General features: G+C 62.3%; 16 protein-coding genes. 2 read left to right on the plus strand and 14 right to left on the minus strand.

Annotated elements, in window-relative coordinates:
- Nucleotides 1-277: 277 nt before the first annotated feature.
- The 10 genes from BLR31_RS00570 to BLR31_RS00615 form a co-directional block, all read right to left on the minus strand.
- Nucleotides 278-1,570: a branched-chain amino acid ABC transporter permease gene (locus BLR31_RS00570; RefSeq protein ID WP_244504907.1), complete on the minus strand. Its 1,293-nt coding sequence runs from the start codon at nucleotides 1,568-1,570 to the stop codon at nucleotides 278-280.
- The gene (locus BLR31_RS00575; protein WP_090589642.1) at nucleotides 1,570-2,574 is read right to left on the minus strand and encodes a branched-chain amino acid ABC transporter permease; all 1,005 of its coding nucleotides are present in this window, start codon (nucleotides 2,572-2,574) and stop codon (nucleotides 1,570-1,572) included. The genes BLR31_RS00570 and BLR31_RS00575 overlap by 1 nt, the downstream gene beginning before the upstream one ends.
- A gap of 6 nt (nucleotides 2,575-2,580) precedes the next feature.
- The gene (locus BLR31_RS00580; protein WP_090589645.1) at nucleotides 2,581-3,285 is read right to left on the minus strand and encodes an ABC transporter ATP-binding protein; all 705 of its coding nucleotides are present in this window, start codon (nucleotides 3,283-3,285) and stop codon (nucleotides 2,581-2,583) included.
- Entirely contained in the window at nucleotides 3,282-4,067 is a 786-nt protein-coding gene (locus BLR31_RS00585; protein ID WP_090589649.1) for an ABC transporter ATP-binding protein, read from the minus strand. The genes BLR31_RS00580 and BLR31_RS00585 overlap by 4 nt, the downstream gene beginning before the upstream one ends.
- Nucleotides 4,068-4,162: 95 nt before the next feature.
- Nucleotides 4,163-4,480, minus strand: coding sequence for a methylglyoxal synthase (locus BLR31_RS00590; RefSeq protein ID WP_425287205.1), 318 nt, complete (start codon nucleotides 4,478-4,480; stop codon nucleotides 4,163-4,165).
- A 508-nt stretch (nucleotides 4,481-4,988) separates the two neighbouring features.
- Nucleotides 4,989-5,378 (minus strand): response regulator, encoded by a 390-nt coding sequence (locus BLR31_RS00595; RefSeq protein WP_090589657.1) that lies wholly within the window; start codon nucleotides 5,376-5,378, stop codon nucleotides 4,989-4,991.
- Nucleotides 5,379-5,569: 191 nt separating this feature from the next.
- Nucleotides 5,570-6,625 (minus strand): protein-glutamate methylesterase/protein-glutamine glutaminase, encoded by a 1,056-nt coding sequence (locus BLR31_RS00600; protein WP_090589660.1) that lies wholly within the window; start codon nucleotides 6,623-6,625, stop codon nucleotides 5,570-5,572.
- Nucleotides 6,622-7,479, minus strand: a complete 858-nt coding sequence (locus BLR31_RS00605) for a CheR family methyltransferase (RefSeq protein ID WP_090589663.1) — start codon at nucleotides 7,477-7,479, stop codon at nucleotides 6,622-6,624. The genes BLR31_RS00600 and BLR31_RS00605 overlap by 4 nt, the downstream gene beginning before the upstream one ends.
- Before the next feature lie 27 nt (nucleotides 7,480-7,506).
- On the minus strand, nucleotides 7,507-9,030 hold the full coding sequence (locus tag BLR31_RS00610; protein ID WP_143009272.1) for a methyl-accepting chemotaxis protein: 1,524 nt from the start codon (nucleotides 9,028-9,030) through the stop codon (nucleotides 7,507-7,509).
- A gap of 213 nt (nucleotides 9,031-9,243) precedes the next feature.
- Nucleotides 9,244-9,831: a hypothetical protein gene (locus BLR31_RS00615; RefSeq protein ID WP_090589671.1), complete on the minus strand. Its 588-nt coding sequence runs from the start codon at nucleotides 9,829-9,831 to the stop codon at nucleotides 9,244-9,246.
- Nucleotides 9,832-10,057: 226 nt separating this feature from the next.
- On the opposite strand from BLR31_RS00615, the gene BLR31_RS00620 reads away from it, so the two are divergent.
- The gene (locus BLR31_RS00620; protein ID WP_090589675.1) at nucleotides 10,058-10,411 is read left to right on the plus strand and encodes a hypothetical protein; all 354 of its coding nucleotides are present in this window, start codon (nucleotides 10,058-10,060) and stop codon (nucleotides 10,409-10,411) included.
- A 379-nt stretch (nucleotides 10,412-10,790) separates the two neighbouring features.
- Here the strand turns inward: BLR31_RS00620 and BLR31_RS00625 are convergent, their stop codons facing one another.
- The 4 genes from BLR31_RS00625 to BLR31_RS00640 are packed head-to-tail and all read right to left on the minus strand — an operon-like array spanning nucleotide 10,791 to nucleotide 14,258.
- Nucleotides 10,791-11,276, minus strand: coding sequence for a chemotaxis protein CheW (locus BLR31_RS00625; protein ID WP_090591925.1), 486 nt, complete (start codon nucleotides 11,274-11,276; stop codon nucleotides 10,791-10,793).
- Between the two features lie 44 nt (nucleotides 11,277-11,320).
- Nucleotides 11,321-13,567, minus strand: coding sequence for a chemotaxis protein CheA (locus BLR31_RS00630; RefSeq protein ID WP_090589678.1), 2,247 nt, complete (start codon nucleotides 13,565-13,567; stop codon nucleotides 11,321-11,323).
- Between the two features lie 36 nt (nucleotides 13,568-13,603).
- A complete protein-coding gene (locus BLR31_RS00635; protein WP_090589682.1) occupies nucleotides 13,604-13,963 on the minus strand; it encodes a response regulator in 360 nt (119 codons plus the stop codon).
- Nucleotides 13,964-13,967: 4 nt separating this feature from the next.
- Complete coding sequence (locus tag BLR31_RS00640; protein ID WP_090589685.1) at nucleotides 13,968-14,258, minus strand: STAS domain-containing protein; 291 nt, start codon at nucleotides 14,256-14,258, stop codon at nucleotides 13,968-13,970.
- 185 nt (nucleotides 14,259-14,443) lie between these two features.
- Here BLR31_RS00640 and BLR31_RS00645 point away from each other — a divergent pair, with 185 nt between their 5' ends.
- Nucleotides 14,444-15,676: an MFS transporter gene (locus BLR31_RS00645; protein WP_090591929.1), complete on the plus strand. Its 1,233-nt coding sequence runs from the start codon at nucleotides 14,444-14,446 to the stop codon at nucleotides 15,674-15,676.
- The last annotated feature ends 9 nt before the right edge of the window (nucleotides 15,677-15,685 follow it).

Here is a 15,685-nt window from a genome sequence, read left to right on the forward strand (position 1 = left end):
GATTGGAAAGCCCGGGGTTTATGCCCCGGGCTTTTTTTGTGCCTTTTATCCATGGCTGTCAGCTGGGCGGCGCGCGGCCAGGTATGCTCGGGGATTGTGGGCCTATCGCGGACACGGAGCATACTGGGTCCCGGCGCTAGGCCGGAATGACGAGGGTGAGTGGGGTACCCAGGGGGCTTCACTAGCTCAGCGGCCCCTCACCCCAGCTCTCTACCCTGAGGGGAGAGAGGGGAAGGTGGCCGGCAGGCCGGTGAGGGCGTTCTTTATGCCCCCTGCCCTATTCCTTGCGCCGGATGACCTCGGGCAACAGGCCCTGGGGTGCGAACCGCAGGGCGATGGTGACGACGAGGCCCATGACGAAGACGCGCATCTGGACGGCGCGGCTGGCGATGTCGGGGATGGCGCCCCAGCCCATGTCGGACGAAAACCGCGACAGGGCGTTAAATAGCGCCTGCGCCAAAGGCTCGGACAGCATCCAGACGATATAGATGAAGATGCCGCCGAACAGAGCGCCGAAATTATTGCCCGCACCGCCGACGATCAGCATCACCCAGATGATGAAGGTGTGGTTGATCGGCTGGTAGCTCGAGGGATCATAGATGCCCACGAACGAGACGAGGATCGCCCCGCCGATGCCCATGAGGACCGAACCGAAGACGAAGATTTCGAGCTGGCGGCCCGTCACGTCCTTACCCATCGAGCCGGCCGCGATATAGTTGTCGCGGATGGCGCGGTTCATGCGGCCCCAGGGGCCGAGATAGGCGCGGTGGATCAAAAACAAAGCGATGAGCACGATAACGACGACCACGGCGAGGAACCCGCCACGGGCGAGGATGAAGCTGGTGGTCGTGTCGGCGCCATTGGCCTGATAAATCTGCGGCGTCCAGACGGGCCAGGGAATGGGCGAGACCGTCAGCGTGCCACGCGTCAGCCATTCCAGATTCTTCAGAACAGCGCGCAAGATTTCGGCGATGCCGATGGTGGCGATCGCAAGGTAGTCGGCGCGCAGGCCAAGGCTGACCTTGCCGATCAGCCAACCCATGAGACCCGCGAGAACGCCGCCAAAGGCCCAGCCCAAAAGAACGGGCAGGCCCAGCCCGCCGACCCAGCCGGCGGTCGAGGTGATGTAGCTGGCGGCCGGGTCCATCTGCGAGCGGAAGATCACATAGGCGATGAACCACGCAATGACGATGACGGCGCCACGGCCCTTGCCGGTGATGCCGAAACGCTGGACGCGATGGGCGAAAAAGATCAGGACGGCGCCGATCGCCATGCCGAGCAGGGTGCGCCCGAGATAGAGCGGGCCCTCAGAGCCCCAGAACTCCATATTGACCGGATAGGAGATGAAGGTGACGGCAAAGCCGCCCACCATCAGCATGCCCAAAATGCCAAAATTGAACAGCCCGCCGAACCCCCATTGGATGTTCAACCCCATGGCGATGAGCGCAAAGGCAAAGGCTTCGACGAGCAGCCGAACAGTGAAGGCCGAACCCATCATCATCCCCACCCCGACGATGAGGACGAAGAGGGCGATGAAGGCGGCGATATAGCGCGTGGTCATGGCGTTCATCACGTGCTGGCTCCCTTAAAGATCCCTGTGGGCCGAACAAGCAGCACGACGACGAGGATCACGAACGCGACGGTGAGCTTATATTCAGACTGCACCAGCGACAGGGTGTTGGGGATTTCGAACCATTCGGGGAGATTGTCCCGGAACGGGCGCAACAGCACCGACCAGTTGAACACCGCCAGCGTTTCTGCAAAGCCGAGGACGAACCCGCCGGCGATGGCGCCATAGGCATGGCCAAGACCACCGAGGATGGCGGCGGCAAAGATCGGCAGGACGATGTTGAAGGCGAGGTCGGGCTTCAGCGATACGTCGAGCGCCAGCATGGTGCCGGCAAGGCAGGCGAGCGCACCGGCGATGATCCATGTGACGCGAACAACGAGCTTTGTGTTGATGCCCGAGACTTTCGCGAGGTCCGGATTGTCGGCCATGGCGCGCATGCCCTTGCCCAGCCGCGAGCGGGTGAGAAAGTAATGCAGCGCAACGACAGCAATGATCGTGGAAATGACGAGCAGCAATTGCGGCTCGGAAAAGCTGATCGGGCGGGTGACGCCTTCGAAGGGCAATTCGATCCGGTGCAGCACCTTGGGTTGGGTGTCGAAGAATGAATAGGTGCCGACGCCGAAAAACAGGCGGATCAAGCCCTGGATCATCATGGTGACGCCGATGGAGGCGATGAGCAGGGTCACCGGCTTGGCGCCCCGGGCACGCAGGGGGGCGTAAAAGCCCTTGTCGATGCCCAGTGCAAGGCCGGCGGCAATCAGCATGGCGAAGGGCACGACGATGAACCCGATGGGCAACGGAAAGGCGATGCCGAGGCCAGCGACGATGCCGGCGAGGACGAAGGAGATGAACCCGCCAAGGGTCATCATGTCGCCATGGGCGAAATGGGCAAAGCGGAGAATGCCGAAGATCAGCGTGACGCCGACGGCGCCCAGCGCATAGATCGAGCCGAGCACGACGCCGCCGATGATCGCCTGATTGAAGAAGAAGATTAAATCGTTCATTGGTGGCTAGCCCCCCAGAAAGCTTTTGGCCACGTCGGGATCGTCGAGCAGTTCCTGCCCCGTCCCGGTAAACCGGTTCTGTCCATTGGCGAGAACGAACCCCTTGGTCGCAAACGCCAGCGCCTGGCGCGCGTTCTGTTCGACCATCAGGATGCCGACGCCGGCGGCGTTGATCTTTACGACCTGCTCGAAGATTTCCATCATGTAGCGCGGCGAAAGCCCCGCCGAAGGTTCGTCGAGCATCAAGAGCTTGGGCTTGCTCATCAGGGCGCGGCCCATGGCGACCATCTGGCGCTGGCCGCCCGAGAGTTCGCCCGCCGGCTGGCGGCGCTTGGCTTTGAGATCGGGAAACATCTCATAGACTTCGTCGAGCGTGCCCGAGATGTCGTCGCGGCGGATGAAGGCACCCATTTCGAGGTTTTCATGCACCGTCATCGAGGTAAAGACGTTGTGCTCCTGCGGCACAAAGCTCAGCCCCATGGGGACGAGCCTGTCGGCTTCGAGCCGTGTCGTGTCGCGACCATCGAAAGTGATGGTGCCGTCCATGACGTTCAAAAGGCCGAAAATGGCCTTGAGGGTCGTCGACTTGCCCGCTCCATTGGGGCCGACGATGACCCCGATATCGGAGGCATCGATCGCCATGTTGACCCCGTTGAGGATCGGGGTGGCGCCGTAACCGGCCTTGATGTCTTTGAGATCGATGAGGCTCATGCGTGCGCCTCCACGGGACCACCGAAATAGGCTTCGACGATCATCGGGTTGGCGCGCAATTCGTCCATATTGCCCTTGGCGATCACTTCGCCCTGCGCCATGACGATGACCGGATCGCACAGGCGCGCAATCAGATCCATGTCGTGCTCGATGACAAAGAAAGTGTAGCCGAGCTCCTTGTTCATGCGCTCGATATTGGCGGCGAGGTCGTTCAAAAGCGTTTTGTTGACGCCGGCGGCGACCTCGTCGAGCAGCACGATCTTGGCGTCGACCATCATGGTGCGGCCCAACTCCAGCAGCTTTTTCTGGCCGCCCGAAAGGTTGCCTGCCAACTCGTTCTTGACGTGGCCGAGCTTGAGGAAATCGATGACGTCGAGGGCCTTCTGCCGGACTTCGGCCTCGCGGGTAGCGGCCTTTTTGGGCTGGAACCAGAGGGTCGTGAGGCTTTCGCCGGGCTGGTCGCCGGGCACCATCATGAGGTTTTCGAGCGCCGTCATGTTGGAAAACTCATGCGCGATCTGGAAGGTGCGCAACATGCCGAGCTTGAACAATTCGTGCGGTTTCAGACCCGTGATGTCCTGGCCGTCGAAGATGATTTCGCCGCTGGACGGGGGGAAATTGCCCGCGACCATATTAAAGAGTGTGGATTTGCCTGCCCCGTTCGGCCCGATCAAACCGGTGATCGACCCGCGCTCGACCTCGAGCGAACATTGATTGACAGCCAAAAGCCCGCCAAACCGCTTGGATACGGAACGGACCTCGATTACCGCGTCAAACGCCACGCCTGTCCTTGCCCCTTAAACGCGCGCCTTATGATGAGTGGCGCAATTTTGCCGAAATTTGCGGCATCTGCACATAAGAGGCTGTTTTGGTCAACTCAAAGCGCCTTGAGCACCGCTTCGGCTGTGGACTTGTTGTAGGCGACCGGGATGTCATAGAGGGTCGCGAGCCGGGTGAGCGCCTTGACGTCCACATCATGGGGGAGAGCGCTCATCGGGTCGATGAAAAAGATCAGCGCATCGAGCCGGCCCTCGGCGATCATCGCCCCGATCTGGGCATCCCCGCCCAAGGGGCCGCTTTTGAGCGCCGTGACGGTGAGGCCGGTGCCTTGCGCCACGCGCCCGCCGGTGGTGCCGGTGCCGACCAGATCGTGGGTCGCGAGCTGGGTTTTGTGGGCGAGAGCAAAGGCGACCATGTCGTCCTTCTTGTCGTCATGGGCGATGAGGCCGATGGTTTTTCTGGTCACGACGCGGGCTCCGTTGCGTTGAGGCTGTTGTTCTTGCATCGGATCGAGGGTGGTGCCAAGGGGCACGATCCTATCCCTCCCCCGTCATCCTCGGGCTTGACCCGAGGACCCACGCACGATCGCAGCATGATCGGTCCTTATGATGTATCTCGCTGATAAAACGCTATTTCTGCTGTTGAGGTGATGCTGGCTGGGTCCTCCGGTCAAGCCCGAGGATGACGGAGGTGGGGATGGCGACGGGGGTGGGCAAGGGCGCGTGCTGCCCTAACTCGTGATGTTTGCCACGGCCATCAATTCAGCTTCAGCGTCATCCCGGCCCTGCGCCGGGACCCAGGATGCTCCGATTGGGAGGCTGGACCGCTGAGAGCTCGCCGGGACACCGCGCATACTGGGTCGCGGGTCGAGCATGGATGACGGGGGTGGGTAAGGCGAGCGCGGTGCGCTTGCTGCAGCGCCCTTAGCTCAGCGCCCCGATCACCGCTTCGATGCGTTTTTTCATTGTCGCGGCGTCGAAGGGCTTGATGATGTAGTTGTTGACGCCGCATTCGATGGCTTCCTTGACCTGTTCCTTGTCGGAACGGCCGGTTGCCATGATGAAGGGCATGGATTGCGTGCGGGGGTGCTTGCGGATGACTTTGAGGAGCGTCAGGCCGTCGACATCGTCCATGTTCCAGTCGGAAATGATCAGGTCGACATTGGTCTTTTCGAGCTTGGTCAGCGCATCGCGGCCGGACTTGGCTTCGACGATGTCTTTGAAGCCGAGCTGGGTGAGGATGTATTTGCAGATGCCGCGCATGGACTGCTGGTCATCGACGATCAGGACGGAAACGGCACTGGCCTTCGGCATTGGTCTTCCAGCTTTCGAATGATGATCCGCCGGACGTTCGCGCCCCCACTGCCGCCGGATCGAATGACGATGTTCTCAAGTCTTGCGACGGCGTAAACCCCCACAGGACTTGCGCTTTCAAGACTAGGCAACAAGCGTTACCATTCCATCAATCCAAGCCGCCGGTTTGCACAGGCAAAGGTCAGAACCGGTTAAGCGGCGGCCTTGATCTTGGAGAGTGCCGCAACCAGTCGTGCGGCGATCTTTTCGACCGCCGCTTCCTCGACCACCGCGCCCACTTCGAAAGCGACCTTGGGCATGCCGTAAATCAGCGCCGAGCCTTCGGCCTGGCCGATGGTAAAGGCGCCCGCCTCACGCATGGCCTTGAGCCCGTTGGCACCGTCGCGGCCCATGCCGGTGAGGATCGCACCGACCGCCATGGGGCCGGCGACCTTGGCGACGGAATGGAACAGGACATCGACGCTGGGACGATGACCTGAGGTGGTTTCGTCCTGGGTCACGCGACACTTCATCTGGCCGGAGGATTTTTCCACCCGCAAATGATAATCGCCCGGCGCGACATAGGCCGTACCCTTTTCGAGCAGCATGCGGTCCTGCGCTTCGACGACCCTGACCGGCACCAACTCGTCCAGCCGCGCGGCAAACCGGGCGGTGAAGCCTTTCGGCATGTGCTGGGCGATGAGGATCGGCGGACAATCGGCGGGGATCGAGGAGAGCACCTGGCGGATGGCTTCGACGCCGCCCGTCGAGGCGCCAATCGCGATGACCGCGCCGAGGGGCGCCGCGGCGGTCTTGATCGGCAGATCGGGCGTCGGCGCGCGGTGAGCGCGGGCCTGGACGTCGGACTGGGCGGCAAAGCGCACCTTTTCGCGCAGGATCGAACCAAAAGCTTCGATGCCCCCGCCTTCGCCATCGGCACGCGGCTTGGCGACGAAATCGACCGCGCCCAGCTCCAGCGCCAGCATGGTTTCGGATGCGCCCTTGGTCGTGAGCGTCGAAACCATGACGACGGGCATGGGGCGCAGGCGCATGATTTTTTGCAGGAAGGCCAGCCCGTTCATATTGGGCATCTCGATATCGAGGGTAACGACATCGGGGTTGAGCGCCTTGATCTTGTCACGCGCATCGAGCGGATCCTGCGCAGTGCCAACGACGAGGATGTCGCCATCGCGCGCCAGCGTGCGGCTCAGTACGTCACGAATGAGGGCCGAATCGTCGACGACGAGAACTCTGATCTGGCCGCTCATGCCGCGTCCCTTGCATCTGCTTTTGGCTTGCGCTGATAGACGGTCTTGCCCACCAGCTTAAAGCCGTTGGACACCGCCTGAAGGTTTTCCGAATGGCCGATATAGAGGAACCCGTCGGGCGCCAGCATCTGGCCCAGACGGTCGAACAGCTGGCCCTGGGTGGGCTTGTCGAAATAGATCGCCACGTTGCGGCAGAAAATTGCGTCGAACGGGCCTTTGACGGGCCAGGGTTCGATGAGGTTCAAAAGCTTGAACGCGATCAATTCGCGCGCCGCGGCGGGGATGACGATCTCGCCCGAACCGGTCTTTTCAAACAGCAGCTGACGCTGGGCCGAGAGCCCGTTGAGTTCGCCGATGGGATAGACGCCTGTGGCGGCCTTGGCGACGACGTTGGAATCGATGTCGGTGGCCAAGATCCGGAAATCCCAGCGTTTCAGCTCGGGGAAGGCGTCGAGCAGGGTGAGCGCGATGGTATAGGGCTCCTGCCCCGTCGAGCAGCCGGCCGACCAGATGCGCAGGCGCGGTTTGCCGCGGCTCATGCGCTGCGGCTTGGCGACGAGGCCGGCGACGAAGGATTTCAGATGATCGAAATGATGATCCTCGCGGAAGAACCGCGTGAGGTTTGTTGTCAGCGCGTTGACGAAGACCTGATCGTCCTCTGCCGTGCCGCGCGTTTCGAGAAAATCGATGTAGGGATCAAAGCCCGGCAGGCCGAGGCCACGGACGATTTTCGAGAGGCGCGAGACGACGAGGGTGCGCTTGGCGTCCGACAGCGAAATGCCCGCGATGGAATAGACCCGCCGGCGAATGCGCGAAAATTCCTTGTCGCTCAGCGGAAATTCAGTGCTTTCCATCCCCCGATGGTCCCCCTGTGCCGCGGTTCAAGCGCCGCGTTGCATGCCTGCGTCGAGCGCATCGCACTGCGCGCGTGCAGTGCGATCGATAGTGGCGATGTCAGCATCGATTGCCGACATCGCCTCGTGGCCCGCCGCAAGGCTCGCACCGATCTTGGCTGTCTCATCACTTAAATTCAGTAAATACCCGGTCATGGCGCCCACTGTTTCGGCAAGGCTCGCCGCAGCGATGGTGCCGGCTTCGACATCCTTGCGCGAGGATTTGACCAGCGCGCGGATTTCCCGCGAGGTCTTGGCGCTCGACTGGGCCAGCTCGCGCACTTCGGCGGCGACGACGGCAAAGCCCGCGCCCTTCTCCCCGGCTCGCGCAGCTTCGACGGCGGCGTTGAGCGCCAAGAGATTGGTGCGGAAGGATACGTCTTCGATGCCGGCGACAAGCGTATCGATGCGGCCAACGAGCTGGCTGGCGGCCTCGACCTTTTCGCGCGTAACGCTGGCCGAGCCGCGCGCCTGTTCGGCGGCGCCGGAAAACTGGTTTGCCTGTGCGTCGAGCGCATTGGTGGCCATTTGCGTATCGGCAAAGGTCTCACGCGCCGCTGCGAGCTGGCGTCGGGCGCCATCGGCGCTGGCTGAAAGCTCGCGCGCCGCGCCGCGGCAGGTTTCGATCAGCGCGCCGACGGTTTCGAGCCGCTGGCGCGTACGCTGGTAGCGATGCTCGGCCGCATCGCGTGCGTTGACGGTGGCACGAATGGCGTCGGCGAGGCTGGCGAGTTGCGGTGCAAAGCCGCTATTGCCCTGGGGCACGTCGAAATCGCCGGCGGTGATGCCCTCGATGAGTTCGCGCGAACGATCCAGAGTTTCGAGCCCGGAATTGATCGCGGCGAGTTCGGGGGTGTCTTCGATTTCGTCCTGAGCGATGCGGTATGTGGTGTTGCCCCCAATGAGTGCATCGCCAAGCGCTGCGAGTGTCGTGGCGGCCACGGCAACACCGGGGCGCGAGAGTTCGATAAGCCAGCGATCGGTTGCGATCGGGGTGGCCGTTGCGTGCCAGCGCTGGCCCGAAAGACGGATGGCAAGCGTTGCGGTGTCGCCATCGAGCGGTACGGTGACCCCGAGTAGCGCTGCGGCGGTATCGGTCTCCGCGCATTCGGGCGCCAGCGCGGTCAGCCCGGCGCTCATCTTGACGATGACGCCTTCGCCATCGACCAGCATCACCGGGCGCGAAAGGGTCTCAATGGCGGCGGTATAGACCATGGCGCGCTCGAGGCGCTGGCAAAGATTGGCGGTGATCTGGCGCATGAAGACGATCTCATGCGCCCTGCCGATGGGGCCGGCGCCCACGGCGTTGCCCAACGCCGATAGCGCCTTGCGCTGGGCGCGTTCCGCAAGGATGGCGGCTGTGAGGCTGGTGACGGCGGTGGCGATCCACAACCCGCCGATGGCCAGCGGCCACCAGTCGGTGCTCGGGAAATTGACGGCAAGCCACACAGAGACCGCAAGGGTCGCCGACCAGAGCGCCAGCAATGCGGAAACGAGGCGTGGACGGGCCAAGGAAATGCCAGGGTTAAAAACGCGTTACTTCACCCTAAGGGGGTATGGTTAACGGTTGGTAAGTGGGGCGGGAGGGACAGACCGTCAAAGGCTGTTCTCCCGGCCTTGAGCCGGGATCCAGTATGCTCGGAGGGAGCCATCGCCGGCGGGTATCCCATGATCACGGCGCATACCAGGCCCTGGGTCTTCGCTCGGGGTGACAGGGTGGGGAGGCTAGAACAATTCGATATCGTCTTTGACCGGCTTGATGACCTGGCGTTTGGCGATAGCGAGTTCTTCGTGGACGAGGCGGGCGCTGTCGGTGGAATCGAGGCGTTTGACGAAGGCGCGGCCGGTGACGGGCTGGTACATGACCCGCCGGGCGTAATTGCCACCCAGATCCTGGCTGGAGATCACATAGCCTTCCTCGGCGAGGAAATCGCGCACGAAGGCGATGTTTTTGGCCCCGACATCGTTCATGCCGGCATGGATGTTGCCGCCCCCGAACACCTTGAATTCGAGATTGGCTTTCCGCCCGCTGCCTTTTGAAAGCACCATGTTGATCAACTGCTCCATGGCGAACGCGCCATAGCGCGCCGATTCCCCGAAGCGGTCTTTTGAGGAGCCGGACTGATTGGCGAGAAGGAAATGGTTCATGCCGCCAAGACCGGCCGCGCGGTCGCGCACACAGGCGGAAATGCACGAGCCCAGAACCGTCGAAAAGGTCGCGTCGGGCTTAACTGAAACAAGGCAATCGCCCTGATGGACTGTGGTCACCACGCCCCGGGTGAATGTCTCGGGCATCGTCATGGAGTGCGGCATAGAACGGTATTCCAACTACCCTGTTTTGACGTGAACCTCGCCGTCCCCTGCGGTGCCCACGTTTGGCCTTTGCGAAATTGCGGCCATTTTTACGACCCTACAGGCCCATTCGTTATCCCTTTGCTAACCCTAACTGGGCGATGTGTTGGGGGGACATAAAACGCAAGCATCGGTTTAGGAGTTATGCCCTAAACTCGAGGTCGCAATGAGCCCAGGAGGGGCGTGCATGGGTTTGCAGAAGCTGGCGCGGGAATTGGAAGAAACGGCCCGTCAGACCGCTGAAATGGTCGATGGGATCACGGCCAGTTTGCTGACCCTGGGCGATACCTCTATCGAGTGCGCCGCAGCCCGATCCACAGCCATCCGCCAGATCGTCGTCGCCCTCCAGATGCAGGACCGCATCGAGCAGCGCTGCCGCAACATGGCGGAAGCCGCCCGCAAGATGGCCGATCTCGCCGATGGCGCCAAAGGCCCGGCCAGCGATGACGTCTGGGCGACCCTGACGCTCGACGAACTGCGCGATGAATCCCTCTCGGGCATCGCCGCGCGAACCAATTCGGGCGAAGTCGAGTTTTTCTGAGACCGACGTTCAAATCGCCGACGCGCGGTCCGAAATTGGCGCTTGAGTTTGCCTACATCCTCGCCACGAACCACCGATGTCATCCCGGGCGAAGACCCGGGAGCCAGTATGCTCGGTGGTTATGAGGTAGCCAGAAAATCCCATCGAATGTTGAGCATACTGGCTCCCGGCTCAAGGCCGGGATGACAGTTTGGGGGCGTGGGTAACGCGAGACGCACCACTTGCGCAGCAGGCCGCCTCACCCAGGCCCTTTCCCCAGGGAGAGGGGGTCCGGCCGCCGCGTGTTGAGATCATGGCTTGCGGCATGACTCAACCCTCGCCCTTGGGGGCGAGTGGCCGGAGGGCTCGTAACGGGCGCTAAGCGGGAAACTGGTGCCGATCAGGCGTCGGTCTTGGCGCCGGAGACGACGGCGGCGAGGTCGATGAGGCCGACCATGCGGCCGTCATGGGTGACGATGCCGTTCAAAAGTTCGGTGTCGACCGAATTGCCTTCGGGGACAGTGTGGATGTCGTCTTTCGAGACCGTCAGAATGTCTGAGACCGCATCGACGAGGATGCCGATCCATTTGTCGCCAACGCTCATCACTACGACGACGTGGTTCTTGGTGGGGTTGGTCTTGCCATCGCCGAAGCGGGCGCGCAGATCGAAGATCGGGACGATGGTGCCGCGCAGATTGATGACGCCGCGCACATATTCGCGCGTGTTGGGCAGTGGGGTCGCCCCGTTCCAGGCGCGGATTTCGCGGACCGTGGTGATCTCGACGCCATAGATCTGCTCGTCGATCGAAAAGGCGATCAGCTGCAGCGTGTTCTGGCTCGCGGCAGTGCCATCGGAATAGTCGTCACGAATGCCAAGCGCTTCCATATCATTATCCCTCATTCAGCCGCACGCCGCACACCCATTCGAGGTCAAGCAGCGGTCTGGTGCGCGGTCCCTGACTTGAGACTTTGCACATCAACAATCAACGCAACGTTACCGTCGCCCAGAATCGTGCCGCCGGCGATGCCGTCAATGCGCTCGAAGTTTTCTTCCAGCGATTTGATGACGACCTGCTGCTGGCCGATGATGTCATCGACGACGAGCGCGATCTTGGAATTGCCCTCGGCTTCGCAGAGTACGACGAACCGGCTGTCTTCGGCCTGATCGGTGGTCATTTCGAACCGTGTGGCCAGATCGACGACCTGGACATATTCGCCGCGCACCTGCAGCACCTTGCCGCCCGACGGCATGTGGCCGAAATCGGCGCGCGAGTTCTGGATGGTTTCAACGATCGAGGACAGCGGAATGACGTAAGGCGAACCCGCGACCTTGACCAGCATCACGTCGAGGACGGCAAGGGTCAAAGGCAGGCGGAGGGTCATGCGGGTGCCCTTGCCGGTCCATGAGCGAACATGGACCGAGCCGCCGATCTTCTTGATGTTGGAGAGGACGACGTCCATCCCCACGCCGCGACCGGAAATGTCGGAGACTTCCGAAGCCGTGGAAAAGCCAGGCGCAAAGATCAGATTGTCGATCTGCTCGTCGGTCATTTGCTGGTCGGGGCCGACGACGCCGCGTTCGCGGGCGATTTCGAGCACGCGGTCGCGGTTGATCCCACCGCCATCGTCCTCGACGATGATCAGAATGTTGCCGCCGGCCTGCTCGGCCGAAAGGCGCACCGTGCCCACTTCCGGCTTGCCGCGCGACACGCGCTTTTCAGGGCTTTCGATGCCGTGATCGGCCGAATTGCGCACCATGTGGGTGAGCGGATCGGAGAGCTGCTCGATGACCGTCTTGTCGATCTCAGTGTTCTCGCCGATGGTTTCGAGCTTGATCTTCTTGCCGGTTTTCGATGCCAGTTCGCGCACGAGGCGTGGCATGCGCGAAAAGACCGATTTGACCGGCTGGGCGCGGATGGCCATTACAGCGTCCTGCAGCCCGCGCGTGGTCTGCGCCAGAACCTCGATACCGCGCACCAGCTCCTGGTAGCGGTCGCGGATGGCGTCATCCATCTGCTGAGTGAGCATGGACTGGGTGATGACCAGCTCGCCCACCATGTTGACGACGCGATCGACCTTGTCGAGATCGACGCGGATCGACTGCATGCCGACAGGACGGCCCGAACTTGCGCTATCTTCGGGCGCGTCGGTGCTGCGGTCGCGATTGGCGGCGGTGGCCGGCGCGGGCGCGGCTTCCGCGACGAGGTGAAGCGGTGCAGGCGCCGCAGCCTCGGCTTTTGTATCGTCCAGCAGGGCCGAAAGGTCGGCTCCGGCCCCCATGTCGTCGGCGTCGCCCGTGGCGATGAACTTGCGCTCCGCCTTGGCCATCTCGGCCAGAGCGGCAAAGCTGGGAAGATCATCGTCGTCGAGCGCGATTGCGGCGGGGGCGGACCCTTCGTGCATCTCGATGGTGATGGCGCAATCGCCATCGACGAATTCAAAGACCTCGCGGATGGTGTCGGCGCTGGCCCTATCGGACACCAGTTCGATATCCCAGGCGCAATAAACCCCGAACGGATCGAAATCGGCCAGTTTCGGCATGGGCTTGAGCCGTGGCGTGACGGTCATCGTGCCGAGCATGCCCAGTTCGCGGAACAACAGCAGCGGATCGTTGGCGCGCTCGTACAGCGTCGGAAAGGGGGTGAACCCGATGGTCCAGCGGGTCATGCCATCGGTCGCAGGCGCTGTGGACGCCATGGGAAGTTCGCGCTCGAGATTGACGGCGACGGGGGTGAAATCGATATCGAAATCGTCCATCGGCTCGTCATCAGTCGATGCGGCACCGGCTGATTGGCCGCGCGCCAGGGCGTCGAACTGGGCTTTCTCGACGGCGCCATAACTGGCGGCAAGCGCATCGCCGGTGCGCGCCGCGCCGACGAAATCGGCAACGATATCGATCGAGCGGATGCAGAGAACGATGACGTCCTCGCTCAGTTCGACCTTGCCGTCACGGACATAGTCGAGAAGCGTTTCGAACGAATGGGCGAATTTGACAAGCCCGTCGAACCCGAAGGCCCCGCCGCCGCCCTTGATCGAGTGGATGGCGCGGAACACGGCATTGAGCCGTTCGCTGTCTCGGTCGCCCTCCTGAATGGCCGAAAACTGCTCTTCGAGTTCGAGCAGCAGTTCGGAACATTCGTCGAAATAGGTGGCCTTGAATTCGTCGAGGTCACTCATGGTACAGCCGCACCCCCTTGTTGCGTCTGAAAATCGTCAATGAACGACCTTGTTGATCACGCTGATGAGTTTTTCGGGATCGAACGGTTTGACGATCCAGCCCGTGCCGCCGGCGGCGCGGCCCTGATCGCGCTTGTCCTGGCTGGTCTCGGTGGTGAGGATCAGAATCGGCAGGCTCTGGTGCTTGCCGGTGGCGCGCACCTGTTTGATGAACTCGATGCCATCCATGACGGGCATGTTGATGTCGGTGATCACCACGTCGACATCTTCCCGGCCCAGCATGTCGAGGCCCACTTGACCGTTTTCGGCCTGCAGCACCTCGAACCCCGCATTGGTGAGGGTGTGGTGCAGCATCGCAAGGATGGTCCGCGAATCGTCGACGGTAAGAACGCGCATAAGATTATCCCTTGAGGACAGGAGCGAAGGCGTCACCCAGACCGAGCTTGGCTATCGCCGCCCTGACCGCATCGCTGGCCGAAATGATGGAGAACTCGAAACTGGCCTTTTGAGCCGTGGCAGCGGCGGACAACAGCATGAACAGCGCATTGGTCGACACCCGCTCGACCTTGTCGGCGGCGATTTCGACCGGGCCGGCATGGAGCGCATCCAGAAGCGTGTCCCTGATCTCGTCGAGCGCGTCGAGGTCGACAATCCGCGGCAGGGCAACGGACTGGACTTGCGATTTGGCCATGTGTTGGTGGACTCCCGCCCGGACTTTTTCTGGGGCGAGTGTGTCCAAGAAGCGTTTAAGAAATCCTAACCATAGGCGCGCGCCAGGCACCTCACGCAAGGTCGGACGAAATTTGTTGCCGCCCTGTGTCGGAAAGGCGCAATCTGATGCGTCTTCACTCCAGCTTTTGCGCAATGGAGGTGGTTATGAAGTCTCTTCATTATGGCTGGGTGATCGTTGCCGCCGGCGCGGTGATCACATGTGTTGCGATGGGCGCCATGTTCGCCCTGCCCGTCTATCTCGCGCCGATCGCCGAGGAAACCGGCTGGACGCGGGCGGGAATATCGATGGCCATGACCATCGGCTTCGTCGTCATGGGCGTGGCGGGCTTCTTGTGGGGCACGCTGACCGACAGGATCGGCGCCAAGCCGGTGGTGTTCATCGCGGCGATCATTTTGGGCGCGGGCCTGTTTTTAGCCAGCCGCGCAAATGATCTGCTCGTCTTCCAGATCGCCTATGGCGGGCTGGTGGGCGCGGCGGGCGGCGCGTTTTTTGCCCCCATCATGGCAACGACCGTCGGGTGGTTCGACAAGCACCGCAGCCTCGCGGTGTCGCTGGTGTCATTGGGCGCGGGCGTGGCGCCGATGGTGATTACGCCCTTTGCGAGCCTTCTGATCGAAATTTATGGCTGGCGCAGCGCCATGCTGATGACGGCGGTCGGGGCAACAGTCTTGCTGGTGCCGGCGAGCTTTTTGATCCGCCGCGCACCGGCGGCTATCGCCGAGGCCGAGCCGACCCAGCAAAGCGACGTAGCGCCGCGCGAACCTGCGCCGAAAACGGCGTTCTCCGCCCTGCGCACGCCGCAATTCATCGTCCTCGCGGCGACGTTCTTTTTGTGCTGCGCCGCCCATTCGGGTCCGATCTTCCATACGGTGAGCTACGCCATGCTGTGCGGGGTTCCCGCGCTGGCGGCGGCCTCGATCTATAGCGTCGAGGGCGTAGCGGGGCTGTTCGGGCGGTTGGTGTTCGGCATCGCCGCCGACCGGCTGGGGGTCAAGAAAGTCCTGATCGCCGGTTTGGCGCTGCAGGCCGTAGGTATCTACAGCTACATCTATGTGACGCAACTGACCGATTTCTACATGCTGGCCGTGGTGCTTGGCATGGCCTATGGCGGTGTGATGCCGCTCTATGCGGTTCTGGCGCGCGACTATTTCGGGCCCCATGTGATGGGTACAGTGTTGGGGGCCGCGACCATGACCTCCTCGATCGGCATGGCCTTCGGCCCAGTGGGCGGCGGGTGGCTGTACGACACCTACGGGAGCTATCACTGGCTCTACATCGCCTCTGCGGTCGTCGGCGTGGCGGCGGCGGCCATGGCACTTGCATTTCCGCCCGCCAAGGGCGCCGGCGATACACCACGGCAGGCGCAGATGGCGTGAAGGGGCGGA

It is taken from the genome of Pelagibacterium luteolum (assembly GCF_900100665.1).
Lineage (GTDB): Bacteria > Pseudomonadota > Alphaproteobacteria > Rhizobiales > Devosiaceae > Pelagibacterium > Pelagibacterium luteolum.